Origin of the sequence: Saccharibacillus endophyticus (genome assembly GCF_013185185.1) — a bacterium.
Lineage (GTDB): Bacteria > Bacillota > Bacilli > Paenibacillales > Paenibacillaceae > Saccharibacillus > Saccharibacillus endophyticus.
The window spans coordinates 1,096,993-1,122,916 of sequence record NZ_JAAZWE010000002.1 but is presented as its reverse complement, the minus strand read 5'-3'; the positions used below and the strand labels follow the sequence as shown (position 1 = coordinate 1,122,916).

The 25,924-nt window shown below is 55.0% G+C and carries 19 protein-coding genes; 11 read left to right on the top strand and 8 right to left on the bottom strand.

Features of this window, described 5'->3' with window-relative positions; all coding sequences use genetic code 11:
• Positions 1-257: 257 nt before the first annotated feature.
• Positions 258-1,094 carry a 1,4-dihydroxy-6-naphtoate synthase gene (locus HRQ63_RS10805; protein ID WP_172243072.1) on the bottom strand — a complete coding sequence of 279 codons (837 nt, stop codon included), beginning with the start codon at positions 1,092-1,094 and terminating at the stop codon, positions 258-260.
• Complete coding sequence (locus tag HRQ63_RS10800; protein ID WP_172243069.1) at positions 1,091-1,792, bottom strand: futalosine hydrolase; 702 nt, start codon at positions 1,790-1,792, stop codon at positions 1,091-1,093. Before HRQ63_RS10800 ends, HRQ63_RS10805 begins: the two co-directional genes overlap by 4 nt.
• Positions 1,793-2,169: 377 nt before the next feature.
• Here HRQ63_RS10800 and HRQ63_RS10795 point away from each other — a divergent pair, with 377 nt between their 5' ends.
• The 3 genes from HRQ63_RS10795 to HRQ63_RS10785 all read left to right on the top strand — a co-directional run bounded on the left by HRQ63_RS10795 (position 2,170) and on the right by HRQ63_RS10785 (position 6,761).
• Entirely contained in the window at positions 2,170-2,697 is a 528-nt protein-coding gene (locus HRQ63_RS10795) for a mismatch-specific DNA-glycosylase (RefSeq protein ID WP_172243066.1), read from the top strand.
• A 256-nt stretch (positions 2,698-2,953) separates the two neighbouring features.
• Positions 2,954-5,452, top strand: coding sequence for an EAL domain-containing protein (locus tag HRQ63_RS10790; protein WP_172243063.1), 2,499 nt, complete (start codon positions 2,954-2,956; stop codon positions 5,450-5,452).
• Positions 5,453-5,870: 418 nt separating this feature from the next.
• On the top strand, positions 5,871-6,761 hold the full coding sequence (locus HRQ63_RS10785) for an aldo/keto reductase (protein ID WP_172243060.1): 891 nt from the start codon (positions 5,871-5,873) through the stop codon (positions 6,759-6,761).
• A 121-nt stretch (positions 6,762-6,882) separates the two neighbouring features.
• Here HRQ63_RS10785 and HRQ63_RS10780 read toward each other — a convergent pair whose 3' ends face one another.
• Positions 6,883-7,188: a hypothetical protein gene (locus HRQ63_RS10780; RefSeq protein WP_172243057.1), complete on the bottom strand. Its 306-nt coding sequence runs from the start codon at positions 7,186-7,188 to the stop codon at positions 6,883-6,885.
• A 509-nt stretch (positions 7,189-7,697) separates the two neighbouring features.
• Here HRQ63_RS10780 and HRQ63_RS10775 point away from each other — a divergent pair.
• Together HRQ63_RS10775 and HRQ63_RS10770 are read left to right on the top strand one after the other, a co-directional pair.
• Complete coding sequence (locus HRQ63_RS10775) at positions 7,698-8,855, top strand: polysaccharide deacetylase family protein (RefSeq protein ID WP_229714128.1); 1,158 nt, start codon at positions 7,698-7,700, stop codon at positions 8,853-8,855.
• A gap of 353 nt (positions 8,856-9,208) precedes the next feature.
• Complete coding sequence (locus tag HRQ63_RS10770; RefSeq protein ID WP_172243054.1) at positions 9,209-10,480, top strand: methyl-accepting chemotaxis protein; 1,272 nt, start codon at positions 9,209-9,211, stop codon at positions 10,478-10,480.
• A gap of 311 nt (positions 10,481-10,791) precedes the next feature.
• On the opposite strand, the gene HRQ63_RS10765 is transcribed toward HRQ63_RS10770, so the two are convergent.
• Positions 10,792-11,712 (bottom strand): AEC family transporter, encoded by a 921-nt coding sequence (locus tag HRQ63_RS10765; RefSeq protein ID WP_172243051.1) that lies wholly within the window; start codon positions 11,710-11,712, stop codon positions 10,792-10,794.
• A 291-nt stretch (positions 11,713-12,003) separates the two neighbouring features.
• Between HRQ63_RS10765 and HRQ63_RS10760 the strand changes: the two genes are divergently transcribed.
• The 3 genes from HRQ63_RS10760 (at position 12,004) to HRQ63_RS10750 (ending at position 14,986) form a co-directional block, all read left to right on the top strand.
• Entirely contained in the window at positions 12,004-12,474 is a 471-nt protein-coding gene (locus tag HRQ63_RS10760) for a hypothetical protein (protein ID WP_188525542.1), read from the top strand.
• A 305-nt stretch (positions 12,475-12,779) separates the two neighbouring features.
• Positions 12,780-13,571, top strand: a complete 792-nt coding sequence (locus HRQ63_RS10755; RefSeq protein ID WP_172243048.1) for a DUF4261 domain-containing protein — start codon at positions 12,780-12,782, stop codon at positions 13,569-13,571.
• A gap of 740 nt (positions 13,572-14,311) precedes the next feature.
• Positions 14,312-14,986 carry an SGNH/GDSL hydrolase family protein gene (locus HRQ63_RS10750; protein ID WP_172243045.1) on the top strand — a complete coding sequence of 225 codons (675 nt, stop codon included), beginning with the start codon at positions 14,312-14,314 and terminating at the stop codon, positions 14,984-14,986.
• Between the two features lie 112 nt (positions 14,987-15,098).
• Here HRQ63_RS10750 and HRQ63_RS10745 read toward each other — a convergent pair whose 3' ends face one another.
• The 4 genes from HRQ63_RS10745 to HRQ63_RS10730 all read right to left on the bottom strand — a co-directional run bounded on the left by HRQ63_RS10745 (position 15,099) and on the right by HRQ63_RS10730 (position 20,254).
• Positions 15,099-16,211, bottom strand: coding sequence for an MFS transporter (locus HRQ63_RS10745; RefSeq protein WP_172243042.1), 1,113 nt, complete (start codon positions 16,209-16,211; stop codon positions 15,099-15,101).
• 97 nt (positions 16,212-16,308) lie between these two features.
• Positions 16,309-16,863 carry a TetR/AcrR family transcriptional regulator gene (locus tag HRQ63_RS10740; RefSeq protein WP_172243039.1) on the bottom strand — a complete coding sequence of 185 codons (555 nt, stop codon included), beginning with the start codon at positions 16,861-16,863 and terminating at the stop codon, positions 16,309-16,311.
• 337 nt (positions 16,864-17,200) lie between these two features.
• Positions 17,201-18,967: a carboxylesterase family protein gene (locus HRQ63_RS10735; protein WP_172243037.1), complete on the bottom strand. Its 1,767-nt coding sequence runs from the start codon at positions 18,965-18,967 to the stop codon at positions 17,201-17,203.
• 261 nt (positions 18,968-19,228) lie between these two features.
• Positions 19,229-20,254: a PocR ligand-binding domain-containing protein gene (locus HRQ63_RS10730; protein ID WP_172243034.1), complete on the bottom strand. Its 1,026-nt coding sequence runs from the start codon at positions 20,252-20,254 to the stop codon at positions 19,229-19,231.
• Between the two features lie 249 nt (positions 20,255-20,503).
• On the opposite strand from HRQ63_RS10730, the gene HRQ63_RS10725 reads away from it, so the two are divergent.
• The 3 genes from HRQ63_RS10725 (at position 20,504) to HRQ63_RS10715 (ending at position 25,901) form a co-directional block, all read left to right on the top strand.
• Complete coding sequence (locus tag HRQ63_RS10725; protein WP_172243031.1) at positions 20,504-21,640, top strand: glycerol dehydrogenase; 1,137 nt, start codon at positions 20,504-20,506, stop codon at positions 21,638-21,640.
• A gap of 87 nt (positions 21,641-21,727) precedes the next feature.
• The gene (gene dhaK / locus HRQ63_RS10720; RefSeq protein WP_172243028.1) at positions 21,728-23,482 is read left to right on the top strand and encodes a dihydroxyacetone kinase subunit DhaK; all 1,755 of its coding nucleotides are present in this window, start codon (positions 21,728-21,730) and stop codon (positions 23,480-23,482) included.
• Between the two features lie 289 nt (positions 23,483-23,771).
• Positions 23,772-25,901, top strand: coding sequence for an alpha/beta hydrolase family protein (locus tag HRQ63_RS10715; protein WP_172243025.1), 2,130 nt, complete (start codon positions 23,772-23,774; stop codon positions 25,899-25,901).
• Positions 25,902-25,924 lie beyond the last annotated feature (23 nt).

Sequence of the window (25,924 nt, the reverse complement as noted above, 5' to 3'; positions counted from 1 at the left end):
AGGGACAGGAATGATAAACGCCTCCGTTTCTTGGTAAAGTTGAACGACATCCGTCTTGGATCAAGTGTCGATTGACTTCGAAACGATCGTGATTGAGGCGTTGCCTCCTTTCGCACCCCGCGGGATTCGATAAAAATGGATCTACTTATAAATAAACGCTGCTTGATTTACTCAACCCTTAAAATTCCTTTTATTGAAAAAAGACCTACGCAATCTCCTAGGGAGAGCGTATGTCTTTTCATTTGAACTTGTAATAATCAAACGAAATCCAGCAACTTTTCGTCAAATTCCGGTACCAGGCCTTCGCGAGCGGCGCGCGTCAGCAGCGAGCGAATCGCGGCATAACCGTCTTCGCCGAGATCGGCCGTGAACTCGTTGACATATAACGCGATATGGGAATCGGCAACGGCCGAATCCATTTCCTGCGCATGTTCGAGCACATAATCGCGCGAAGCCTCCGGATTCGCCCACGCATACTCGACGGAAGCGCGAACCCATTGCGCGACGGGTTTCGGATCGACCGCGCCGCGTTTGGCGATAATCGCGCCGAGCGGAATCGGAAGTCCCGTATCGGATTCCCACCAGTCGCCCATGTCGGCAAGCTTATGCAATCCGTAATTTTGGTAAGTAAAACGAGCTTCGTGGATCACGAGACCCGCGTCGATTTCGCCGTTTTGCACGGCAGGCATGATCTTGTCGAACGGCATGACGACGACTTCGCCGATGCCGCCCGGAATACTTTGCGCTGCCCAGAGACGGAAAAGCAGATAAGCCGTTGAACGTTCGCTCGGGACCGCGATGCGTTTGCCGGACAGTTCGCTCGGAGCTGCGGCTTCTTTCGTCAGCACCAGCGGACCGCAGCCGCGACCCAGTGCGCCGCCGCAAGGAATCAATGCGTAATCGTTCAGCACCCAAGGCAGAGCGGCGTAGGAAATCTTCATGACTTCCGGACCTTCGCCGGCCGCCGCCCAGTTGTTGGTAACGTCGATGTCGGCGTAGGTGACTTCAAGTTCCGGGGCACCGTCGATAAGACCATGAGCAAGAGCGTGGAACACGAATGTATCATTGGGACAAGGGGAAAATGCAATCTTCAAGCGAAAAACACCTCCGGTAAAATTGAGCTTGCCTGACGAAGCGCACCGAGCGCTTCGCCGATCTTCCAGGCACCGCGATCGCGCGGGCCGACCGCGTTCGAGATCGCCCGCAGTTCCAGTGCGGGCAGACCGAACTGCCGGGCGGCTTCCGCCACGCCGAAGCCTTCCATGCCTTCCGCCGCCGCGCCGGGCACGCGCGCGGCAAGAGCTTGCGCGCCTGCAAGCGTTCCGGTCGTCGTGGACACCGTCACGATCGGGGCCAGGCACGCTTGAAGCCCCGCGCGCTCCAGCGCGCCTGCAAGAGAGGCCGAGACCGTGTCCTCGGCCGGAATGATCGACGAGCCGAATCCCAGCTCGTCTACGGAAATAAAGCCTTCCGGGCTATCCGAGCCCAGATCGGCCGCAACCATTCGGCTCGCGACGACGAGCGAGCCGACCGCGGCGAGGCCCGCGAAGCCGCCGGCTATGCCTGCGCTGATCACGCGGCTGTAAACGCCGTTCATGAGCGCGCGCGCCGTCCCGGCAGCGACTGCCGCCGGACCTACGCCGCCCGCGACGACAACGAAGCGTTCATCGCCTCCCAGGCCTGCCAATACAGCGTCCCGTTCCGCCTCGACGGCGGTTACGATAAGAACTTTTGCCAAAGAGGCATCGCCTTCAACGGAAAAGTCGTGAAGCGGTTGATCCGGCTGGTGCATTCGATCGACTCCTTGTATGATAGGTAGGTTCATTTATTTGAAGCCATTCATTCTTTAACGGTAACTCTAAAAATAACGAAAGTAAAGTGAACCGCAGAGCCCCGTGCCGCGTTATACGAAATAGAAGGCTTGCAAAGCATGCCCGAGAAAGTCCGACGCAGCCAGAAGCCTTTCAACTCTTAATCAGAGGATTACGTTTGGCTGAAACCCACACGCTTTAGGTGGATTTCAGACGGGCGTAACCTTGCTTTTAGCGTTGACAAGGTACCAGAAGCTTTCCGGCCTCTCCCGCATACGTGACTTTCCGAATCGCATGAAGGCCGTTGCGGCCGAATATTTTTGACCCACTTTTAACGACGAAAGGGCGTATGGCTGCCATGCCGGAAATCGAAGATCATTTGGATTACGGATTGTCCGTATTGTTCATTGGTTTCAATCCAAGCTTGCGTTCGGGTGAAACCGGACATCATTATGCGAACCCGCGCAACAACTTCTGGCGTATCCTCGAAGACTCCAAGCTGACCTCGCGCCGCTACTCGCCGACCGAGGATCGCGATCTATTGAAACTCGGATTCGGCTTTACCAATATCGTATCCCGTCCGACACGCGGCGTCGAGGATATCGACCGCGAGGAATATCGGGAAGGCCGCAAAATTTTGCGTGCCAAGCTGACTGAGTATCTACCCAAAGTAGCCTGCTATGTGGGCAAAGGCGTCTATACGGAGTTTACGGGACGCAAACAAGCGAACTGGGGATTTCAACCGGAATCCGCAGTCGACGGCGTTATCGATTTCGTCGCACCGTCTTCCAGCGGATTGGTTCGCATGCCGATGCGGGAGATCATCGGCATCTACACGGAACTTCGCTTCTATCTGGAGGATGAGCTGGTACCTTGTCAACACTAAAAGTAAGGTTACGCTCCCCTGAATCGCACTTGAAGCGTGTGCGTTTCAGGGAAACGTAATCCTCTGATTAAGAGTTGAAAGGATACTAGCTGGCTGAATACCCGCGCCTTTTTCCCGTTCGCCCGAATCAACATCCTTAAAGTGGGATTTATTGGTTATGTGCTGTAGAAAAAGTCTTGAGCTACCGATATATTGGATAGCTTCATATTGTTCAAAATAAACGCTTTTAAAACGAAAGGCATGAAAGGAGGAGAACATGGAAACCGTACAAGGCACATATAATATCGGGCTTGTCATCGTCTCCTGCATCATCTCGGTACTCGCTTCATACTCGGCGCTCAATTTGGCGGGCAGGATTCATTTGGCGAACGGCAGATTACGGGTCTTCTGGCTGGCCGGCGGTGCGGTTTCGATGGGAATCGGGATTTGGTCGATGCACTTTGTCGGCATGTTGGCGCTTCAACTGCCGATGCAAATGACCTATAACATCCCGCTCGTCATTCTCTCCATGGTCGTGCCGATTTTTGTTTCGTTTATCGCGCTTTGGACCGTAACCCGGAAAAGTTTGACGCGGCGCGCATTGCTGACCGGCGGACTCCTGCTTGCTTCGGGCGTAATTGATATGCACTATACCGGCATGGCCGCGATGGCGATGAAGATCAGTTATAATCCTTGGCTGGTTACGTTATCGATCATCATTGCCATTACCGCTTCGATAGCGGCGCTCGCGCTGATGCGCGAGCTTCGGCAGGAGGGCAGCCGCATCCTTTACAAATGGGCGAGCGCGCTGATCATGGGGGCGGCAATCGCGGGTATGCATTACACCGGCATGGCGGCGGCCCGTTTCCATACTCACGAGCACAGCGCAAGTTCCATGGGCGGCGATCAGGTCGATATGGAGAGCCTGGCTTTGATCATCGCGCTCAGCAGCATTCTGCTGATCGGCTTCACGATCTACGGCGCGTTCATCAACGGTCGCTTGAATCTGAAGGATCAAATGATTCGCGAGCAGGAAAAATGGTACCGGGCGCTTTACGAAAACAACGTGGACGGCATCGTGTCGATCGACACGAAAGGCAAAATCGTCGACATGAACCCGGCCCTGCTGGATTTGACCGATTCATGCCGCGAAGATTTCATCGGCCGCCCGGTCACGGCGCTGCAGCGGTTTTTCGATCCCGATGCTTATCGCGCGGCCCGCTCGCGGCATGACGAAGCGTTCATGACAAGCGCGGTCGCTTACGAGACGCAGATCCTCCATCCGAACGGCCAAACCATACACCTGGGCGTGGTCAGCGTGCCGATCAGCCTCGACGGCAAACCGACCGGAACGCATATTATCGTGCGCGACATCACCCAGCAGAAAAAAACGCAGGCCACCGTGGAACATTTGGCTTATCATGACGAACTGACCAGCTTGCCGAACCGAAGACAATTCAATTCGCTCGTAGAAGAACGGATCGAACGTGCCGAAGGCAATGAACGCATAGCCGTCATGGTACTCGACATCGACCGTTTCAAGATGATTAACGACTCCTTGGGCCACGCGTACGGAGATGCCTTTTTGCAAAAAGTAGGCCAGCGGATCTGCGAAGTCATCGATCCGGAAAAAGTCGTCCTTTCGCGCATGGGCGGGGACGAGTTCGCATTGATGTACCATTCCTTTGCGTCGGACGACGAGGTGTCGCGCTTGGCGCAGCGAATCGTATCCGTGATTCAGGTACCTTATACGCTTAAGGATAATGATTTTTACGTGACGGCCAGTATCGGCATCGCCATGTATCCGGAGCACGGCGAAGATCGCGAAGAATTGATCAAGAATGCCGACTCCGCCATGTATGAGGTCAAGCGCGAAGGGAAAAACGGATACCGGTTCTATTCCCCGGATCTGGACGAAGAATTGCTGTTCAAGATCGAGATCGAAGCGGATTTGCGCAAAGCCATCGAGCGGGGCGAACTGGAGGTCTACTACCAACCCCAGTATCGGATGCCGGATCGCGAACTGATCGGCATGGAAGCTCTGCTGCGCTGGAAACATCCGGTGCGCGGCATGATTCCGCCGGACCGTTTCATTCCGATTGCGGAAGAAACCGGGCTCATTATGGAAATCGGACGTTGGGTGCTGGAACAAGCTTGTCGTCAAACGAAGTCCTGGCACGAAGAGGGACAGCCGAAAGTACCGGTTTCCGTCAACCTCTCGACCCAGCAATTCCACCAGCCGGACCTCGAATTCGAGATCGAACGAATCCTCGTCGAAACCGGACTCGAGCCGCAATACTTGGAACTGGAGATTACCGAAAGCATGATGATGGACGCGACGTTGTCGATCGCCATCATGAACCGTTTGAAGCGTCTGGGCATCCGTCTGAGTCTGGACGACTTCGGAACCGGCTATAGCTCCCTGAGCTACCTGAGCATGCTGCCGATCAGCCGTCTGAAGATCGATCGTTCCTTCGTCATGCGCCTTGAAGAAAGCGGCAACGAACGCGCGATCGTCACCACGATCATCGCCATGGCTTACAGCCTCGGCATGGACGTTATCGCCGAAGGCATCGAAACCGAAGGCCAGCTCGAAATTCTGACCGGCCAGCGCTGCTTGGAGTTCCAAGGCTACTACTTCAGCCGACCGGTTCCTCCGGGCGATTTGTTTCTGAACGCTGCGGATACGTCTCAAGGCATGACGGCGGAACCGCCGACAGCCGCTTCGACAGCGGCAGCGGACTCGACGGAAGAAATGACCGAACGAGGAGCCTAAAGCGTGGGGGCGCTGCAGGAAAAAGTGCCGGCATACGCTTTTCTTTATTCGTTATTAAGGGGTTGTCCCGAGCCGCGATTGTGGCTCGAGACAACCTTTTTGTTTATAAGGAATTAGGTTGCGCTGCCTTATAATGATCGACTCCCTTACAACTCAACTTTGCTTCAAATCGGATTTGGGTTCCCTATCCATGCACCGAAATCCTTTTTCGATTGATCGCCTCTGCTCTGCTATAATCTCAGCACTTCTACTAAAATTAGAAGCATTTTATCAAAAGTCCCGCCGCTTTAAACTCTTTTAAAAAAAGCGAAGCCCAAGCGAATTTATCCCGCAGCGCCTAACTTCGCCCTTTTAACGCAGCAGGATTTTGGGTTTTATAGTAGTAGAAGAAGAGAAGCAGAAAGGCGGAGAATCCTCTATGAACAATTATTCAGTCGAACAAATTCATCAAGGTTTACAGCAGCGCACTATTGAGCTCGTCGACGGCACCAAGCTTCCCGCGATCGGCCAAGGCACCTGGTACATGGGCGAAATAGCTTCCGAAGCTGCTCGCGAAGCCGATGCGCTTCGCCTCGGCTTGGACCTTGGAATGAGCGTCATCGATACGGCGGAAATGTACGGGAACGGAGGCGCCGAGCAGGTCGTCGCGCGCGCGATCAAGGGACGCCGCGACGATGCTTTTCTCGTGAGCAAAGCGCTGCCGAATCATGCGGGCCGGACTGCCATCGTCCAAGCCTGCGAAGACAGCCTGCGTCGCCTCGAGACGGACGTGCTTGACCTGTATTTGCTGCATTGGCGCGGCCGCGTTCCGCTTGCCGAGACGGCCGAGGCGATGGAGAAACTGAAGCGGGACGGGAAAATCAAACGATGGGGCGTGTCCAATCTGGATCGGGGAGACATGGAGGAACTGCTGGCAGCGCCGAACGGCCGGGGCTGCGAGACCAACCAAGTGCTGTACCATTTGGGCTCGCGGGGCATCGAATACGATCTTCTGCCTTGGCAGCAGCAGGCTCGCATGCCGATCATGGCTTATTGCCCTCTTGCGCAGGGAGGTTCGCTGCGCAGGGAACTCATGAACGATTCCGCAGTGCGCGACATCGCGGAACGACTTTCGGCCACGCCTGCGCAGGTGCTGCTGGCCTGGGCGATTCGCGGCGGCGACGTCATGGCCATTCCGAAGGCGGCAAGCCCGGAACATGTTACCGAAAACGCGGCGGCCGCATTGCTCCGGTTGACCGAAGAAGACGAAGCGCGCCTGAATGAAGCATTTCCCGCACCGGGACGCAAAGTCCCATTGGAGATGGTGTAGAGCGGAAACGAAATTGCGAAAATCTTAAATTTTTGACATATAAAAAGACCCGGCTTCCAAGTCATCTCGGAGGTCAGGTCTTTTTGTTCGACAAGCGTCGGGGGTCAGTTTTCATGGGCAATTAACCTTTAATGCCGTCTTTATAGTTTTTGCTCCAGTTCTTGTCGCCTGTGTGCAGGGCGTCTTGAACCGTCTTTTCCAATGTTTGCAGCAGATCGGCTTTGATTTGGGAGATCGTATCGAAATAAACACGCTCTTCGTTTCCGTTGATTCGTTCACCGTAAATGGCGAGAGCAGCGTTATCGCAGCGATGTTTTTCGACGAGTTGATCGATGGATTGGAGAGCATGCTCAACATAGGACGAAATACCCTTGTGTTCTGTAGGAAGCATATCTCTGAGTTCTTGTACACGGTTTTGCATTGGCATGTGAAGTCACCTCTTCGTTGAATGTAAATTTACAATATCACATTTTCACAAAAAGTTCATTAATTTTTCCTTAAATCTATATTTACATATGAAATTTAAAAGAGAAATCAATGAAATCAAGGAAAACGCGACTTTTAAAAATCTTTTTTCGAACCGACAGCAATCATTTTTGGTGTTTGGAAAGTGTCTAACTTGTGTCTAATAGATATTTCGGTTGTTCGTTTTCATTTATGTATAGCATTTAACCTTAGGCTCCAAAAATATTTTCGGGACTATTGAACTAAGAAAAACCCTAGTGCGAAAAAATGCGGATTTTCAAACAATTTGTAACTTTTTTTAACCGAAGTGTAAAGACATTGCGCGGTTGCATTCTCTATACTGGGACGCAGGAGTTGGAGCCGGGCATACGCAATGCAGCACCCGCATGAAAATTCCGTAGCATCCGGGCAGACGGCATCCGAAGAAAATCGGAGTGGAACGATCCCCCGGAAAACAACGGAGGTAGCGAAATGAAAAGGATTGATTGGCAGCGTACATGGAAAAGGGGCGGTTTGCTGACGTTGATGGCGATTATGCTGTTGGCGGCGGTGCCGCAAATGACGAAAGCGGCGACGGTTCGCGAGCTTCCGCTCGGATACAATGACGAACTGACCGGAATCAAGGCGGAAATGAACGCGGGTACTTTATACGTGCCGCTTCGCGAAATTTCGCAGCAGCTGCATCTCAAAGTCAGCGGAACAACCGAAAAGATCGTACTGGCCGGAAGCAAGCACAGCGTGGTCATCGTCCCGTCCGAGCAAACCGCGTTGAACGGGAAAAAGTCGATGCCTCTCAAGACTTACGTCAGCGCAGGCCGCACCATGATCCCGGTTTCGCTGCTCAAAGGAACATTCAACTTCGGAATTGCTTACGACGCGACTGTTCCTGTCGTTCGGATTACCAGCGGCAAGCAAAAACTGAGTCTTCAAAGTTTCGTCGATCAGAGCCGCGCGGCTTTGAATAACGATCGCGGCAAAACGGAAGAAAAGCCGCAGACGGAAAAACCGGCCTCGTCCAAACCGATCTATCTGACCTTCGACGACGGCCCGACCGCGCATACGAACGAGCTGCTGGACATTTTGGATCAATATGACGCCAAAGCAACCTTCTTCATGTTAGGCACTGGCATTGCATCTTATCCGAAGGCCGTACAACGTCTGGTGAAGTCGGGCAATGCGGCGGGCCTGCACGGCATGACGCATGTAAAAAACAAGTTTTACGCTTCTCCGGCATCGGCATTGGAAGAGATGAAGCAAGACAATGAAGCGCTGTACAAAGCTGCTGGGGTCAAGACGGCGCTCATTCGCACGCCTTACGGCAGCAAGCCTTATTTTACCCAAAGCTACCGCGATAAAGTGTTGTCCGCGGGCTTCCGTCTGTGGGACTGGAACGTCGATTCGGAGGACTGGAAGTACAAAACGGATCATCAGAAAGTTATTCGCAGCGTTCTGGACCAGATCGAAACGATCGAGAAACAAGGAACCGTTCCGGTCGTGCTGATGCACGATCAAAAAGCGACGCTTCAAGTCCTGCCTGAGGTGTTAAAAACGCTGAGTGCGGAAGGATTTACGTTCGAAGTGATTGAACAAGGCGCGACGCCGGTTAATTTTTGGCATGATAAACGCTGATTGCATCCATATTGGAGGGGCTTTCCGGGAGGAAGTCCCTTTTTTCTTTTGGCAAAGGGGTTCAAACTACCCTGATGATGTGGGATAATCGTCTCAGGTTACAGCAAGAGAGCTTGCTTGAACAAGTAGAGGCACGCAAGGGGCGTGCAGGGAAGGGGGTTCATTAAAAAAAGAAAGAATTTTATCTTTTTATTCATTGAAGCGGTTACAAAATCGATAAAGAGGGAATAGGGAAGCGTTCCGCGTGCCGAAGGTCGCCGTTCCGGGGGGATCGGCGGAATGGACATGCCGCACATGGCTGCGGCGGCCGGAGACGACAGACCTGCAATCGAAGAGTTGGGGGAAAAGCGCAGATGAAACTGAATTTAGGAACGAAAATGGTGGCCGGGTTCGTATTGATTTCCGGCGTCACGTATGCGACAAGCGCCTTTTGCATTTTCTTTTTGAAGTCGTACGTTGCCGCTTCCATGGCGGATTGGCTGTACACGACGATGATCTTGCTGATGGGCGTTTTTTGGAGCGGCGTGTTGGGTTGGTTGGTTTCCAAACTCTTAACGAAGCCGATCGTGCAGCTGGCCAAGGCCGCGCAAGAAGTATCGGCAGGGAATCTGGCTGTTGAAGTTCCTCGGCGCAGTGCGCAGGATGAAATCACGGTACTTAACGATGCCTTCCGCCAAATGGTAGACAATCTTCGCGACATGGTCGAAGACATCGCGTCCGGAGCAGGCGTCACGTCCGAGAACGTACAGATGATGAGCGAAGCGATCTCCGAAGCCGCACAGCAGATCGAAGAAATATCGGGCGGCGTGGACCGTATTCACGAAGGCGTGGAACACCAACAACATTCGACCGAAAATTCGAGACGCAATGCCGATGAGATGTTGGATGCGTTCCATGGGATGAAGAGCAGTTCGCGGGAAATGATCGATTTATCGGGCGGCATGGAGGAATCCGTGCGCACCACGCGCGATATTTTCTTGGCGCTGCGCGAAGGTATGGGCGAATTATCCGAATCCAGCGTACGCTCGCAAGAGATGGTGGGACGCCTGGAACGCGAAGCCGCGGATATCGAAGTCATTAACCGCTCGATCCGCGATATCGCCGAGCAGACGCACCTTCTGGCTTTGAACGCTTCGATCGAAGCCGCGCGCGCAGGCGAGCATGGTTCAGGATTTGCCGTCGTGGCTCACGAGATTCGCAAGCTGTCCGAACAAAGCGCGGATTCGGTCGGTCAGATCGGCGATCGGATCCGTCGTATTCAAGATCAGGTGCGCGATACCGTGCTTCTCATTCAGCAGCAAAGCGAGCGCGTAAGACGCGAAGAGCAGCACACCGGGGCTGTTGAAGCGAAGTTGGAGCGTCTTGACGCCGCCGTAGACGGAATGGTCGCCTCGGTTCGCAGCATCGAGACCATGATTTCCGAGCAGACGGGCCGAGTGGACCTCGCGCATCGCCATGCCGGCGAAATCAGCGAGCGGGCTATTTTATTCGCGGAAGAGGCCAAGCGCATCGCAAGTTCCATCCACGAGGAATCGGCAATTATGGAGGAGCTGTCCACTTCTTCGGAAGAGTTGAATCGGATGACCGGACGACTGCTCGACAAAACGACGGCGTTCCGGATGTAAGCATAAGCTTTTAGACAGGAAAATAACGAAGCCGCAGCGAATGATTCGGGTCATTCGCTGCGGCTTTTTTCTGTTCGTAGCGGACTTTCTTATTGTAGGGCGTGTACGCAAACTCCGACGGAAGCAGATTTTGTTGAATTTTCGTTCTCGGCAAGGAACTTTTCCGAAGGCGTGCCGGGGCACGTCGAGGGAAAGTGACGCAGCAGAGGGCGAAAAGGCAGCAAAAGATGCACGTCGTCGAGTTTGTGTACACGCCCTAGTATTCGGAAGAAAAGCAAGTCTGTGAGCGATGTCTCAATTTGAATTTGTTTTTACAAATGGCCCGAGATCGTAATCAACACGGTCACGGTCACAATATTCAGAATCGTGGATACCAGTACCGTCTGTGCAGCAAAGTCCGGTTCATTGCGATATTCTTCGGCCAAAATAGCGGAATTGACCCCGGTCGGCATACCGGAGGCGATCAAAAGGGCTTGCGCAGGGATACCTTTAAGACCCAGTACGAGAATAAGCAGATAACCGATAACGGGAGCCGCAATCAGGCGCAAGATCATGCTGAAGTAAATCGCCGGACGTCCGAGTCGCAGCGGATACTTCACGATCTGTGCCCCGAGCGTCAACAGGGCCACGGCGACCATCGAATTTTGAATATAGCCGAGCGGCTGCGTGACGAAATTCGGCAGCGGCACGGCAAAGGCATGACATAGAAAACCGAGCACCAACGCATAAGGCACCGGTATTTTCAAAAAGCCGATAATCACGCTCCGATAATTGCCGCTGAGTCGTGCCCCTTGAATCGAGATGACGCCGTAGGTGAAGGTCAGCAGACTTTGAAAAGACATGAGCAAAGCCTGGATGGATGCGGCGAGCGGCGAACCCGCGAATACCAACTGATTGATCGGAAGTCCGTAATTGCCCGAGTTGTCCAGCAGTACGCTGTTGGTGAAGGCGGCCTTCATGCTGCTCGGATACTTCAGCGAGCGGGTGAGAATGAAGCAGAAAATATACAACACCCCGATGTACAGTCCATAGAAAAGGGCGACGCTGCCCAGCAACTCAAGCGAGATATTGGACTGGTACAAGCTCATGAACACGACCGCGGGCGTTATGTAATAAAAGTTGATTTTGGACAGCGTATAGAGATCAAGTTGGAACAATCGCTGCATCAACGAACCGGCAATGATCAATACGAATACGGGCAGTACGACGTTTAGCAGGATCTCGACGATCATCAGGGCTTCAGCTTCTTTCGGTCGGGTTTTCGCACGGTAGACGAATTGGGTTTCATTATAACACCAAAAACGAAGGCGACGCGCAATAACCTGCTTTGAACAACGCCAGAAGTTGGCAAGTTTTACCCTATACAAGCAGGATCGCCGTGCGGTAAAGTGAAAAGAGAAACGTGCTGCTTGGCAATCGTTCCCCTAACGTTTGATCTTAATTCCATCTAAGACGATAGGCAGAATGTGAATTAAAGGTTCAGCAGGAGACTCATGCAGCACAGTAACGAGAGGAGAAAGAAAATGAGCGAAACTATGCAAACTACGCAAACTACGGAACGGGTCAAATTGTCCCAATGGGATGCTATCGTATTGGAGAGCGTTCGCGCGCTTGGTTTAGACGGCGAAGAACTGTTACGCCGCGTAGCGCGGGGAGATTTGCCTCCGGCCGACGGTTCGATAATCACGGACTTCGCTCCGCTGCTTACGCTGCATCAAGAGCAACCGGAAATCTTGGAGCAAGCCGTGAAGCAAGGATACCGGATTAAATATAATACGTTGGGCGGCATCAATACCTGGATTCGGATCGTATTCGGGCTTGAATCGGAGGTGGAGCGCGAAGAGGGGATCGAGGGCGTTGCCGTAGAATTGACTGCAACCGAGCGCGATCTGCTGTTCCCGGTGCTCTCGATCGGATGGACCATCGAAGCGCAAAGCGGCGAGGCCGCGCGTACGGAAGCGACTCCGTACCGTGTCGTGCCGGTTCGCGGCTAAGGATCTATTCATCATTCAAATCGCCAAAAGTCGAAGGCCGCCGGACATCCGTCTTGCGGCCTTCGACTTTTGGCGATTAACCAGCATGCTTTACCGCGTTCCTGTGACGCGAAAACTGATTCTTCATACCTGTAAAGGGTTCCCATTTCCCGGTTCAAAGGGGCTTTTTTTGAGTCTTAGGCAGGAGTTATGTAAATCAGGGCTAAATGTTGCCGAGTATAGGGTAAGTAAATGTTCGAATGTACATATAGTACTTTTTATTGAGAGTCGATAAGGCAACAGCCGATAAAAAAGGAGGCGCGGAGATGGAACTGTTCGAACGACCTGGAGAAGAACGGATACGTAGGGAGCGACAGCGACGTTCTGCCGAGGCAGGCCAGACGCTTATTGGATTTGTATTGCTGCGCGAACCGGAATGCGATTTTCCGCGTTTTATCCGTAATTTGAAAAACGATTGGGATATCGAGGCGGATGCCCTTCCGGAGCGCGGGAACTTGATATTCGAAACCGATGGCCTGCGCGTGACTTGCTCGCTCGTACGCGCTCCCCTTCCCGGCAGTACGGTGGAAGAATGCTGCGGCGTAAATCCGCTCTGGCCGGAAGCCGAGCAGTCGATCGAAGGCTATCAGGCACACGTTATCGTGTCCGTTTCCGGCGCGTCGGACTTGCTGGGCGGACATGTATTGTTCACGCAGGTATTGTGCAGCATGTTGAAGCAGGAGCAGGCCCTTGCGATGTATATGTCCCCCATGGTGATGTCGGCGGAGGCGTACGTCCAGAATGCGATGCTGCTCAAGGAAGGCGAACTTCCGGTTCAATTGTGGGTATTCGTCGGGCTATACGAAGAGGAACAGGGCATTTCATCGTATACCGTAGGGCTGCGCCGTTTCGGCCATGACGAGATTGAAGTGCTGCGCTCTAACCGCGACCTCGTCGATGTGTTCGAGCTTACCTTCCATATCGCGGGCTATGTCGTGGACTGCGATGCCAAATTGCAGGACGGGGAGACGATCGGGTTTTCTGCGGAGCAGCAGCTGCCTCTCGAGTTGTCGGAAGGGATTGCGGTTGAAGGACAATCGATCAAGATCGGTTATTAGGTTAGGAAAAGACGAATCGAGGCCATGAGGCGAGCTGTCGTACTTTCGGTCATGGAAGCGAATAAGCCCTGTATTCCCTTGACGGGGAACACAGGGCTTTTAAGCGTGGCGGAAGTTTGAATACCTTTACAGTGAATTTTGCCGCTGTATAAAATAACGTGCCGAGCGAAGGCGAGATTCGAGGCTTGCTGCGCGCCGCAGGCGGACTCGCCAGCCGGGTTGAACCGGGCATCGACGACGAGTTGTTCATGCGCAGCTGAAGGTATTGAACGAAGCGAAGTAAGCAGGATAGAAGCAAGATGGAAAAAGGAACAACGAGGCGATGGAATTTCTTTGAGGAATATTATATGGTGCATGCCTCTCTGATCCGTGACATCATCTTGCACAACATACAACATTTTTCGCATAAAAGTCCTGGATTTGAACCGAAGTTGCAGCAAATACAAGATTTCGGATTAAGAAAGGTCTTTTTGAGTACTATTTAGCGAATATTATTGCAAATCCTACAACTTGGATCAGCAAAATAGATGTTTATTGGCCTTAATGTTGTATTCAGTGCAACTTGGCGATTCGATACGGAATAAGTTTGCTGATTAGGTGTTTTGTCTATTGCTCACCATTTGTCTGCAGGCTTTTTGTGCAGCCGATGACCGATCGCAAAGCGTGCAGGAGAAACGCCAAGAAACAGCGAATACTTGTTGGGTTTACAATTGAAACGTTTTCGAAGAGGAGAGAGCAGCATGAACGAAGGTTCGGAACAACAATACGCGCAACGCAGGATTTTATTTCAAGGGGACTCCATCACGGACGGCAATCGCGGACGCGATACGGACCCTAATCATATTTTGGGGCACGGCTACGCCTTCTGGATCGCCGCGGAACTGGGGCTGAAACTCGCAGCCAAACAGCCCGGGTTCATCAATCGCGGCATCAGCGGCAACCGCGTGAGCGATCTCGAAGCGCGATGGCAGGAAGACGCCGTCGAACTTGCGCCGGACACCATCAGCATCCTGGTCGGCGTGAACGATATTCTGATGTCGATCGCGGAACCCGGCGGCTTCGATCCGACCGGATACGAACAAGGCTATCGTCGTTTGCTGGAACGTACGCATAGCGACCTGCCTGAAGCCAAACTCGTCTTATGCGAACCGTTCATCCTTCCGGGCGGTCACACCGACTCCGATTGGCAAGCCTGGAGAGCGGCAGCAGATGCTTGCTCCGAAGCCGTCCGACGTCTCGCGCAACAATTCGGCGCCACATTTGTGCCGCTGCAAGACGCATTTGACCAAGCCTGTCAAACCGCCCCCGCCTCATATTGGATCTGGGACGGCGTGCATCCGACGACGGCAGGACACGGTCTGCTGGCAAAACGCTGGCTGGAGGTCGTTCAAGCGAGCAAAGCCGCGATCCTCTAAACGAACGGAGTCATGCAGAGGCCGCTATCCATCATTGAAGCGGAAGAGTAACCGGACAAACAAAAGATATCGATGATCGTTCGGTCCGAGATGACTCCGTCGGCCAAAAGGATTACCGTTCGTCGGCCGATCGGGGCAGCGCCGTCAAAGCGGCCGAAGCGATCAGGGCGAAAATCAGGAAAGCGGCATCGTAGCCTGCGAATTCGATCAAGCTGCCGCTCAGGAAAGAACCGGCGAACTGGCCGATCCCGAGCGCCAAAAAAGCCAGACTGATCTGCGCGGCGCCGGCCGGCGAGCGGCGGGTGGCCCAGATAATGAACAATCCGGTCACGAAGATATAAGAAGCTCCGAACAGCGTCGCGGACAAAATCGAAGAAACGGGAAACGGCAAAGGAACGGCCGCGATCGAAGCGGCCAGGCAGAGGACGCCGACGACATAAGCGCGTCGCAGCCCGAATGCCCGCGAGGCGAGCGAGCTGCATCCGCCCGCGATTCCGGCCGCGCCAATCACGATCCAGTACAAAGCCGCCGCCGCGTCGGATACGCCTTGTTCCGTTTGCAGACGGCTCATGAAGTAGGTCCAATATACGGCGGATCCGGCGCCCGTCAGCAGCGCCGCCGGGATCAGTCCGCCCGATTTGCGGATTTCGCCCCGAAGATCGGTTTTGCCCGGATGTTCGTCCGAATCGGCCGGTACGGTTTTCCAAAGGATCAAAGCGACAAGCAGGGCGATCGCCGCGAACGAGGCATAGGCACCGCGCCAATTTTGGGCCAACAGCCAAGCCGCAGGCGCGGAAAACACGAGTCCCAGGCTGGTTCCGCTGTTGATCCGGGCATTGATGGCGTCTTTGCGCTCGTTTGGAACGGTCCTGCCGACCAGATGCCCGAGAGCGGGCGACACCCAGCCGGTGCCGATTCCCGCCGCGAACAAAGCCGCCGCCAATCCGTACGAGCCGGGAGAGAGTGCCAGCCCGGCAAGTCCCGCGGCGGTCAGCAGAGCCGTCGATAGCAGCGTCCGGCGGAGGCCCGCACGTCGCAGCATGAACGAAGACGAAAGCAGGCCGGTCGCGTAAGCGGCATAGCTGACGGATTGAACGACTCCCGACGAAACGCCGTCGAGTCCGAATTCTTCCGAAATCGAAGGCAGGAACAGGCCGAAAGCGAAACGGGCAAAAGCATAACAAACCGCAATCAAAGCCATACCGGGCAGAAGTATCGATTTCATGAAAGTTCCTCTTTTCTTATAGCGATTTTAGATAGAACGTTCACTATATTTAAATAAGAAAGAAAAGCAGGACTCGAAAACGGCTCCTGCGTTCGGCTCAGGCAAACAAAATCTCGGCCATAACGATCATTTCGCGGGCGACAAGCGGCCCTTCTTCGCTCTCGGCGAGCGCCGTCGCGCCTTCCATCAGCAGACACAGCCGAAGCGCTTCTTCGGCGGAGCGCGCAGGGTCGGAGGCTTGAACGAATTCGCGCAGCAGCCGCTTGTGACCGTCCGCCAGCGTGACGACCGGATGATCGTGTTGCGCTCCGTATTCTTCTTTGGCACGCAGGAAAAGGCAGCCTTTCGCCGAATGGTCGGTCAACCAGCGGGCATGAGCGGAGGCGATGCGAACGAATGCGGAATCGCGTTCGGAACCTTCGCCGTGATCCTTGAGATACGTAGCGAAAAAAGCCAGATGTTCCATGTACCGTTCTTCGCGCCGTTTCAACACTTCGATCACGAGTTCGTCTTTCGAAGCGAAATGGTTGTACAACGTCATCATTGCGATATTGGACTCGTTCACGATTTTTTTCAGGCCGATCGAATGAAAGCCGTGATCGTAAAAAAGGATTTCCGCCATATGAAGCAGGTCTTCTTTTTTGGTACTCAATACGTAACCTCCTTTATAGATAGAACGATCATTATATTATAACCTAAAACAAGATTACTAAACGAAAAAGAATAATGAGCTATTCTCCCGCTGCATATTTTAGACGGGAAATAGGCAAAAGGCTGTCGAAATCTCGACAGCCTTTTGCCGCGGCAAGCTGTATACGAAGCATTTCACCGATTGTTTTTTTGCTTCAATCGATGGGTCCTGCTAAATCACTTCATCAAAATGTTCGATTCACTCTTTTGTCGGACCGCTCCTGCGAATCGCTTTATTCAACTGCTTTTTCGAACCGATCTCTCGAATTGCTTCGGCGGCGTGTAAGTCCTTGAGGAGTTTAACGCTGTACCCACATCGAAGCATTGCCGAAGCTTTGGTCCAGCTTGCCGCTGAACCAGCGGCCGTTCAGCACCTTGGAGATCAGCTCGGCTTTGTCGGCTTCAGAGACGGTGCGATCGGCGCGCATGGCGGCGAGCACTTGGTCGTACGTGAATTCCGGCGAAGACGCGTAAGCGATCGCTTTGCGGCGATTGGCGTCCAGGATCAGCGTGGACTCGCCGTTCAACGAAGCTTGCGGCGTCCACGTTTTCCATTCGGCCAGGCCGCTTCCGTTCGGATCTCCGTTATGCACGAAGTTCGAGATATACTTGCGGAACGTTTTGCCCAAATCGACCGCGCCCGGCAGATCATACGCGCTGCCGATCACCGAGTCGTAGTTGGCGTTGTCCGGCGACAGCAGCGGTACGAATACGCCGTGGAACGCGCCCAGCGGACTCATCGCGCTGCCGGCTACATAGGCGTCGCTGCCGAAGTCGATTCGCATGCCGTAAATGTCCGCGCCGTAGCTGCCGTACATTTTTTGCGCGGAATCTTCCACGTTGAACAGGCTGTACAGCTCGCCGCCGTATTTGTTGATGAAGTTGTACTTGGCGATGACGTTCGCGTCCGTGTTGATCGAACCGTCCGCGATGTTCTTCGCGAAGTAGGAATCGAAGCGTCCGAACAGGGAAAACTCGTCGGCGCCCGTCAGCATCAGCAGGGGCACGTCGTTGTAATTTTTCGTGTCGAAGCCGTCCGACGGCAGAACCGTTCCGTCCGCGTACAGATGCGGGAACACGCTCATGCGGATACCGGCGTTGCCCATCAGCTTGGACAGCTTGTCGGCCGGGATCGAGTAGAGGTAGTCGCGCACGTCGGAGCCGGTTGTCAGCAGCCAGTCGTACGCTTCTTTTTCCGTCGCTTTTTTGCCGTCGGCAACCGCGAGCGGAGCAATCGCTTTGGCGAACGTCGCGGCGCTGGCCTCTTCGTCGGACACCGTCATGCCGCCGCTGAACGAGATCGCTTTGTCGAATTTGCCTTCGAAGATCGGGGAGATCAACATCGCCATCACGTCGCGTCCGCCTGCGGAGAAGCCGGCTACGGTCACGTTATCGGCGTCGCCGCCGAACTGTCCGATATTGGCTTTGATCCAATCCAGCGATTTGGCGATGTCGAGCAGGGCGTAATTGCCGGAGTTCTCTTCGTCGGTTCCGGTCTTCAGCGCCGGAAGCGGATTGAAGCCGAGCGGTCCGAGACGGTAGTTGACGGAAACGAAGATCGCGTTCGTGTCGTTGACCATCGAGCTGCCCGTGATCTCGGTCGATTTGCCGGTCTGGTTGTTGCCCCCGTGTATGTAGACGATGACCGGAAGCTTGTCTTTCGCGTTGTCCGGACGGTAGATATCCAGGTTTAACGCATTTTCGGTACCGACGATATCGGCCCCGGAAGCCTGGATCGCGATGTCGCCCGGTTTGGTCGCATCCAATACGCCGCTCCACGGCTGCGGATCGGAAGGCGCTTTCCAGCGCTGCTCGCCTGCCGTCGACGCCGCGTAAGGAACCCCTTGCCAGATCAGCGCGCGGTTGGTTTCGTCATGGTAGCCTTGCACCTGGCCGAATTGCGTCGTTTGGAGCGTTTGCGGGGAGAAAGCCCCGGCCTGTACGGTCTGCGTTGCAGGATTAGAAGTTGTAGCAGCAAACGACGTCTGCGGTACACCGTAAACGCTTAACACTCCGGCCGCAAGCGTGGACGCAAGCAGCAAAGATCCCCATTTTTTCGGTTTCATCAAGAACCCCTCCTTGAGATCGTTTTGCGTATGGCGGAAGGCGCGCAACCCCCTTGAGGCATAAAAAAAACCTAAACCGATGCACAAGGCATCAGCTTAGGTTACGCCCGAAAAAAGGTCACGTTCCTGTTCGCAGTCGTAGTCTAACACAGATTTGTAAGCGTTTCAAAACTTTTTTTGCGAAATCGCTTTAGAGAGGTAAAGAGTGGTAAAGAAGGGGGTTAATTGCGCTGTTCCATGCGAACGGTTTCCTTTTTCAACCTATGATTTGTAGTATTTCCGGTAAACGGCCGGCGTAAGTTCTTCGTGTTTTTTGAACGTTTTGATAAAGTAGCCCGGCTCGTTGAAGCCCAATTCGCCGCTGATTACCGCGATCGGCATATCCGTGTTCTCGAGCAGGCGCTTGGCCCATTCGATCTTCAGCCGCGCCGTGTAGCCCGAATAGCTTTCCCCGGTTTCTTTGGCGAACAGGCGGCTGAAATAGCTTGGGCTGATATGGCACAGCTCGGCCATTTTTTTGAGCGGGACGGACTCGCTTTTGTGCGCGTGCAGATAGTCGAACGCGGGCTTGAGCACGGGATTGTCGCAGCGCTCGGCTTCGTCCGCATCCGTATGGGCGCCGGCGAGGATATGCGTCATTTCTTTGCGGGCGATCTCCAGGTTCTGCATGGCGTAGCCCGGCAAAATGTCGGACAAACGCGGAGTCGAGCCCGATGCGGACGCTTTTTCGAACATTTCGGCGATCAAGTTTTTGTTGAGCGCTTCTTCCACGATATAACTGCACAGCAGCGACAGCATATCGGAGATTTTGACGATTTCCTGATACGACATGACGGGCAGGTCGGCGTAATGGTCTTTGAGCTTTTCCCATTTTTCGCTGTACAGCTTTTTGTTTTTCGAGGTCAGGATTTGCTCCAGTTCGGCCGCTCCGGAAGGATCGGACAGACGCACCTGCCCCGCCATGACGGCGCCCACGTACTTGTCGTCGATAATGACCGGCACGGCGATATCGATAATGTTGTAATGGCAAAGGTAAATGTACGGCTTGTTCGAGCGGACCGCTTCCAACCCGCCGCGCGAGTCGCATTTTTGGCAGTAGGGCAGCAGGTCTTCGTCCTGTCTCACCGCCCGGCAAAACGATTGGCAGCCGCTATGGCCGGTCACCGCGTTTCCTTTGTAATCGACGGTCAGGATCGCGAGTTTGGTGACGGAGGCCAGGGAGTCTTGAAGACGTTCCCATTTTTGCAGGTCGAATATATTCTGGATGCCGAGATGTTCGCCGATCACGAGCATTCCTTCTTTCGGAAATAGGATAGGAGTTGCTTGCCGAATCGTAAAAAATGGATGTAAGCGATGACAAAAAGATACCATTCGTTCGCGGGAGGACATCAAATTACGATTGCAAATTATAATATATTGCTTAAAAAGTCCAATGTAAACTTAAAATTTGTAGCTTATGATGGAAGAAAGCGCCGCCAAGACGGTTAATGACACTTTGATCGCATCATCCATTTCCTATATACGGAGGTCTTTCTTATGAGAAAAGCTTTTATCAGCCCATCGAAATACGTGCAAGGCGAAAACGAACTGCTCAACCTCGGTTACTTCGTCGCTTCTTTCGGCAAATCGGCCCTGCTGATCGCCCATCCGGACGACGCGGCACGCGTCAAAGCCAAGCTCGATGCCACTTCCGAAAAATTCGGAGTCACTTTCGTTGAAAGCGGTTTTATGGGCGAATGTTCCCGTCAGGAAGTCGCGCGCCTCGAGCAGATCGCGGCGGACAACAACTGCGACTGCATCGTGGGCCTCGGCGGAGGCAAAGCGATCGACGCGGCCAAATGCGTGGCGAAAGGCGAAGCTTTGATCATCTGCCCGACGATCGCCGCGACCGACGCGCCGACCAGCCACTCGGCGGTATTGTACACGCCGGAAGGCGCGTTCGACGATTACGCTTACTTCAAGCAAAGCCCTAGCGTGGTGCTGGTCGACACGACCGTCATCGCCAACGCGCCGACGAGATTCCTCGTGTCCGGCATGGGCGACGCGCTGTCCACGTACTTCGAAGCGCGCGCCACGTCCCGTTCTTATTCCCGCGTCAACGCAGGACTGCCGAGCGGCGTCCGCGAAGGATTGACGGCTCCGGCATTCGGCACGAACGCGGCGATGGCGCTCGCGACGCTGTGTTACGAGATGCTTCTGCGCGACGGCGTCAAAGCGAAAGCGGCTTGCGACGCGAACGTCGTGACCCAAGCGCTGGAAAACATCGTCGAAACGAATATCCTGCTGTCGGGACTCGGATTCGAAAGCGGCGGTCTGGCGGCTGCCCACGCGATCCATGACGGATTGACGGCGCTGGAAGGCACGCACCACTACTTCCACGGCGAAAAAGTGGCGTTCGGCACGATCGCGCAGTTGGTGCTCGAAAACGCGCCGACCGAAGAATTGAACCAAGTGATGGACTTCTGCCTCGCCGTGGGACTTCCTGTCTGCTTGGCGGATATCGGCGTAGAGTCGATGACGGCCGAAGAACTGCAAGAAGTCGCGGAAAAAGCCTGCATCCCGGAAGAGTCGATTCACTCCATGCCTTTCCCGGTTACGGTAGAAGAGGTGGCGGCGGCCGTTCAGGCAGCCGACCGCATCGGCAGCGCGTACAAAGCGTCCAAAGGGCTGTAAGACAGTACGTTGACCAAAGTTAATCAGAGGTAATCTTACTTTGATCTTGGTCAACGTACGACGAAACCGACAGGGAGGGATCATGTTTTGAAAAAAATCATCAACAAACCGGAAGATCTGGTCATGGAAATGTGCAGCGGACTCGTGCTTGCGCATCCGGAGCTGGAATTCGTGCAAAAGTATAAAGTGGTCAAAAAGAAAGAATTGAACGCAAGCAAAGTCACGCTGATCAGCGGCGGAGGCAGCGGCCATGAGCCGGCCCACGCCGGCTTTATCGGTAAAGGCATGCTGGACGCCGCCGTTTGCGGCGACGTGTTCGCTTCGCCTTCGCAGATTCAGGTGTACCAAGCGATCAAATCGACGGCGGGCGAAAAAGGCACGCTGCTGATCATCAAAAATTACAGCGGCGACATGATGAACTTCAAAAACGCCGCGCATCTGGCAAGCGAAGACGGCATCGAGGTCGATTACGTCCGCGTCGACGACGACATCGCGGTCGAAGACAGCTTGTACACCGTCGGACGCCGCGGCGTGGCGGGCACGGTGCTCGTGCACAAAATCGCGGGCGCCGCTGCCGAAGAAGGCCGCAGCCTCGCTGACGTGAAAGCGGCGGCGGAGAAAGCCGCGGCGAACGTGCGCAGCATCGGCTTTGCGCTGACGTCCTGCACGGTGCCGGCCAAAGGCACGCCGACGTTCAAGCTCGGCGAAGACGAGATCGAATACGGCGTGGGCATCCACGGCGAGCCGGGCATCCGCCGCGAGAAGATGGTCACGGCCGACGAACTGGCTTCGCATACCGTTTCCGACCTGATCCGCGACATGAAGCTTGAAGGCGGCGAAGAGATCGCGCTGCTCATCAACGGCTTCGGCGCGACGCCGCTTCAAGAGCTGTATCTGTTCAACCACGCGGTCACGCGCGAGCTGACGGAGAAAAACGTCAAAATCAACCGCACGTTCGTCGGCAACTACATGACGAGCATCGACATGGCCGGCATCTCGGTCACGTTCATGAAGCTCGACGACGAGCTCAAAACGCTGCTGTCGAGCGAAAGCGACACGCCGGCGTTCAAAGTATCCGGTCCGGTCGTGCAGCCGGCTTACGAGGAGCTGCGCAGCTCCGACCCGGAAGAGGTTCCGGCTTCGTTCAAAGTCGAAACGCCGGCCGAATACGCCCGGGTTTCGGCCGACAAGATCACGCGCGACAATATGGTCTATCTGATCGACAAAATGAGCGAGGTCGTGATCGACAACGAAGTTCCATTCTGCGAGCTGGATTCGCATGCGGGCGACGGCGACTTCGGCATGAGCATCGCCAAAGGCTTCAAGCAGCTCAAGCGCGAATGGAAAGAAATCTTGTCGCATGACGACAAGTCGATCGGCGGCTTCCTGCACGAGTGCTCGCTCGTCATCATGGAATACTGCGGCGGCGCTTCGGGCCCGATCTGGGGTTCCGCGTTCCGCGCGGCCGGACGTTCGGCAGGCGACAAGACGGAACTGAACGTATCGGAATTCGCGGAACTGATGCAGGCCGCGGTAGAAGGCATCCAATCGACCGGCGAGCGGTCTTTCGGCCGCGGGGCGGTCGTCGGCGACAAGACGCTGATCGACGCGCTGGTTCCGTGCGCGGATTCCTGGACGGCGAGCTCCGCTGCCGGCGATGACGTGAAAACGGCCTTCGCCAAAGGCGCGGAAGCGGCCGTGGCGGGAGCGAAAAAGACGGAGGAGATCGTGGCGCGCATGGGACGCGCGGGCACGGTGGGCGAACGCAGCATCGGCTATCCGGACGCGGGCGCGCACGGCCTCGGCGTAATCTTCACGGCGCTGTCGGACAGCTTGAAGTAGGACGGGGCGAAGACCCGAAACTCGTAAAAGAACGGCTTTCAGCCGCCGAATGCCGCATGCAAGATCGGCGTTCGGCGGCCGAACGGCCCCGGCGGCAAAAAGCGATGCTTGAAAAAATCGGCAGACGGATGACCCGGCTCGCCGCTTTTTTCGCCTGCGTCCGAAGGCGTTCGATCAACTGTTTCGAAACGGTTTTCCCGTACGGCGAAGACAGAGCCTATAGTTCAAATTTTAACTATTCAACTTTGATTTTACACTGATGCGACAACGGTCGCGGGGAGACGCAAGCGTGAAAAACTTATCCAATTTGTTCAAAAAACCGACGGGCCTGTTGGCTTTGTCCCTGGTCTTGATCCTTCTGGGCAGCTGGCTCGCCGGCATGTTCAACACGTCGTTTTACAAGGTCGACGTTAAAGAGATCTCGTTCAAAGCCGATCACGGCACGCTGAACGGCCTGCTGTACATGCCCAAAGGCGCCGGGCCCGACGATCCCCGTCCGGTCATCGTGACCACCCACGGTTATCTGAACACCAAAGAAATGCAGGACGCGCCGGCGATCGAGATGTCCAGACGCGGCTACATCGTCTTGGCGCTCGATATGTACGACCACGGCGATTCCCGTTGGGACGGCGACATCAAGGTCGGCGAGCAGTTCTCGACCTTCTGGATCTACTCGCAGTTCGACGCCGCCAAATACATGTACGACCAGCCGTATACGAAAAAAGATGCAGACGGCAACGCGTACCTCGCGGTCAGCGGACACTCCATGGGCGGCTTCTCCACGCTGCTTGCCATGTACATGGACGAAATGAATTCGCTGCAAGCCGGCCACCGCATGATTTACACGGGCATCTCGGTCGGCTCCGACTATTCGTACGCCGCCGCGGTCGCTCCGCAGGATCAACTGACGGCCGCTTACGGCAGCCGCACGGTCGGCATGATCGCGGGCCATTACGACGAATTCTTTTTCAACAAATCGGACGAGGAAAAGTCGGCCGAAGAAAAAGCGGTCGCAGGCACCGTCATGCGCAAAGACTTCGTCAAAACGCTGTCGGGACGCGCCTTCCTGGGTCTCGGCGCGGATAATCCGGAACAGGCGCAGCAGGGTCAATATTACAGCGTCGACGCCGGCGACCTGAAGGTCGAAGACCAAGTCGTGCGTCCGTCTCAGACCGGCGAGCGTATCATCTACACGCCGAACCAAACGCACCCGTGGAACCACTTCTCCCCGGAAACGACCGGTTATCTGATCGACTTCTACGCCCACGCGTTCGAAGGCGTCACTTCGCCGAGCCAGACCGATGCCGGTTTGTCGTCCGGCAATCAGATCTGGTGGCTCAAAGAAGCATTCAACTTCGTGGCCATGATCGGGTTCTTCCTGCTGATCGTGCCGATGTCGGCGCTGCTGCTTCGCCTGCCTTTCCTGAAGCAGGCCGTGACGAACGTCACCGCGCCGCTCGCCAAGCCGCTCGGCGGCGGGCAAAAAGCCGCCTATTGGATCGCGGTCGTATTCAGCGCCCTGATCCCGGCCATTCTGTTCCCGACGCTCATGGACAAACAGCCGGGCGGCCTGCATACGCTGACGATCATCGCGATCGTGCTGCTGGCACTGTCCGTCGCGGCTGCGGTGATCGGCTTCGCCCGCTCCGGCAGTTCCCCGGCCATGCGCCACGTGGGCATCGGCGGGTTGGTTCTTGCGGTCGTATCCGCAGTCATGTGGGTCCTGTTCGCCAAAGCCGACGGCATCGCGCCGCTCAGCCCGTTCTTCAACGAACCGACGACCAACCAGATCGTGTATTGGGCGCTGGTGTCCGCTTCGATCACGGCGTTCGTCACGTTCGCTTTCTATTACTTCAACAAAAAGCGCTCCGGCGCGAGCTTCGCGGATTACGGCATCAGCCTGAAACCCGCGGCGATCGTCGCGAGCCTGTGCACGGCAGTTCTTGCCGTCGCGATCGGTTACCTGCTGCTGTTCGCCGTGCAGGCCATCTTCGGCACGGACTTCCGGATCTGGACGTTCGCGGTACGCACGTTCACGTTCGAGCATTTCGTGACGGCGCTGCGCTACATGCCGCTGTTCCTGATCTACTACTTCGTCAGCGCGATCGCGCTCAACGCCGATACCCGTTCGCGCAAAGGCGGTTACTGGCTCGCGATCTTCCTGAACGTAGGCGGCCTGATCCTGTGGCTGATCGCACAGTACGGCTTCGACTTCGCCCGCGGCGTCGCGCTCTACCCGGAGCAAAACCTGAACGGCATCCTGCTGTTCGCCCTCGTTCCGGTTCTGATCGTGGCCGCGATCTATGCGCGCAAACTGTTCGAGAAAACGAACAACGTTTGGCTGCCCGCCTTCGTGAACACCATCCTGTTCACGATGGTGACGGTCGCCAACACGGTCATGTTCTGGAATCTGGTCTGATCCGCTTTACCGATCCGCTGCAT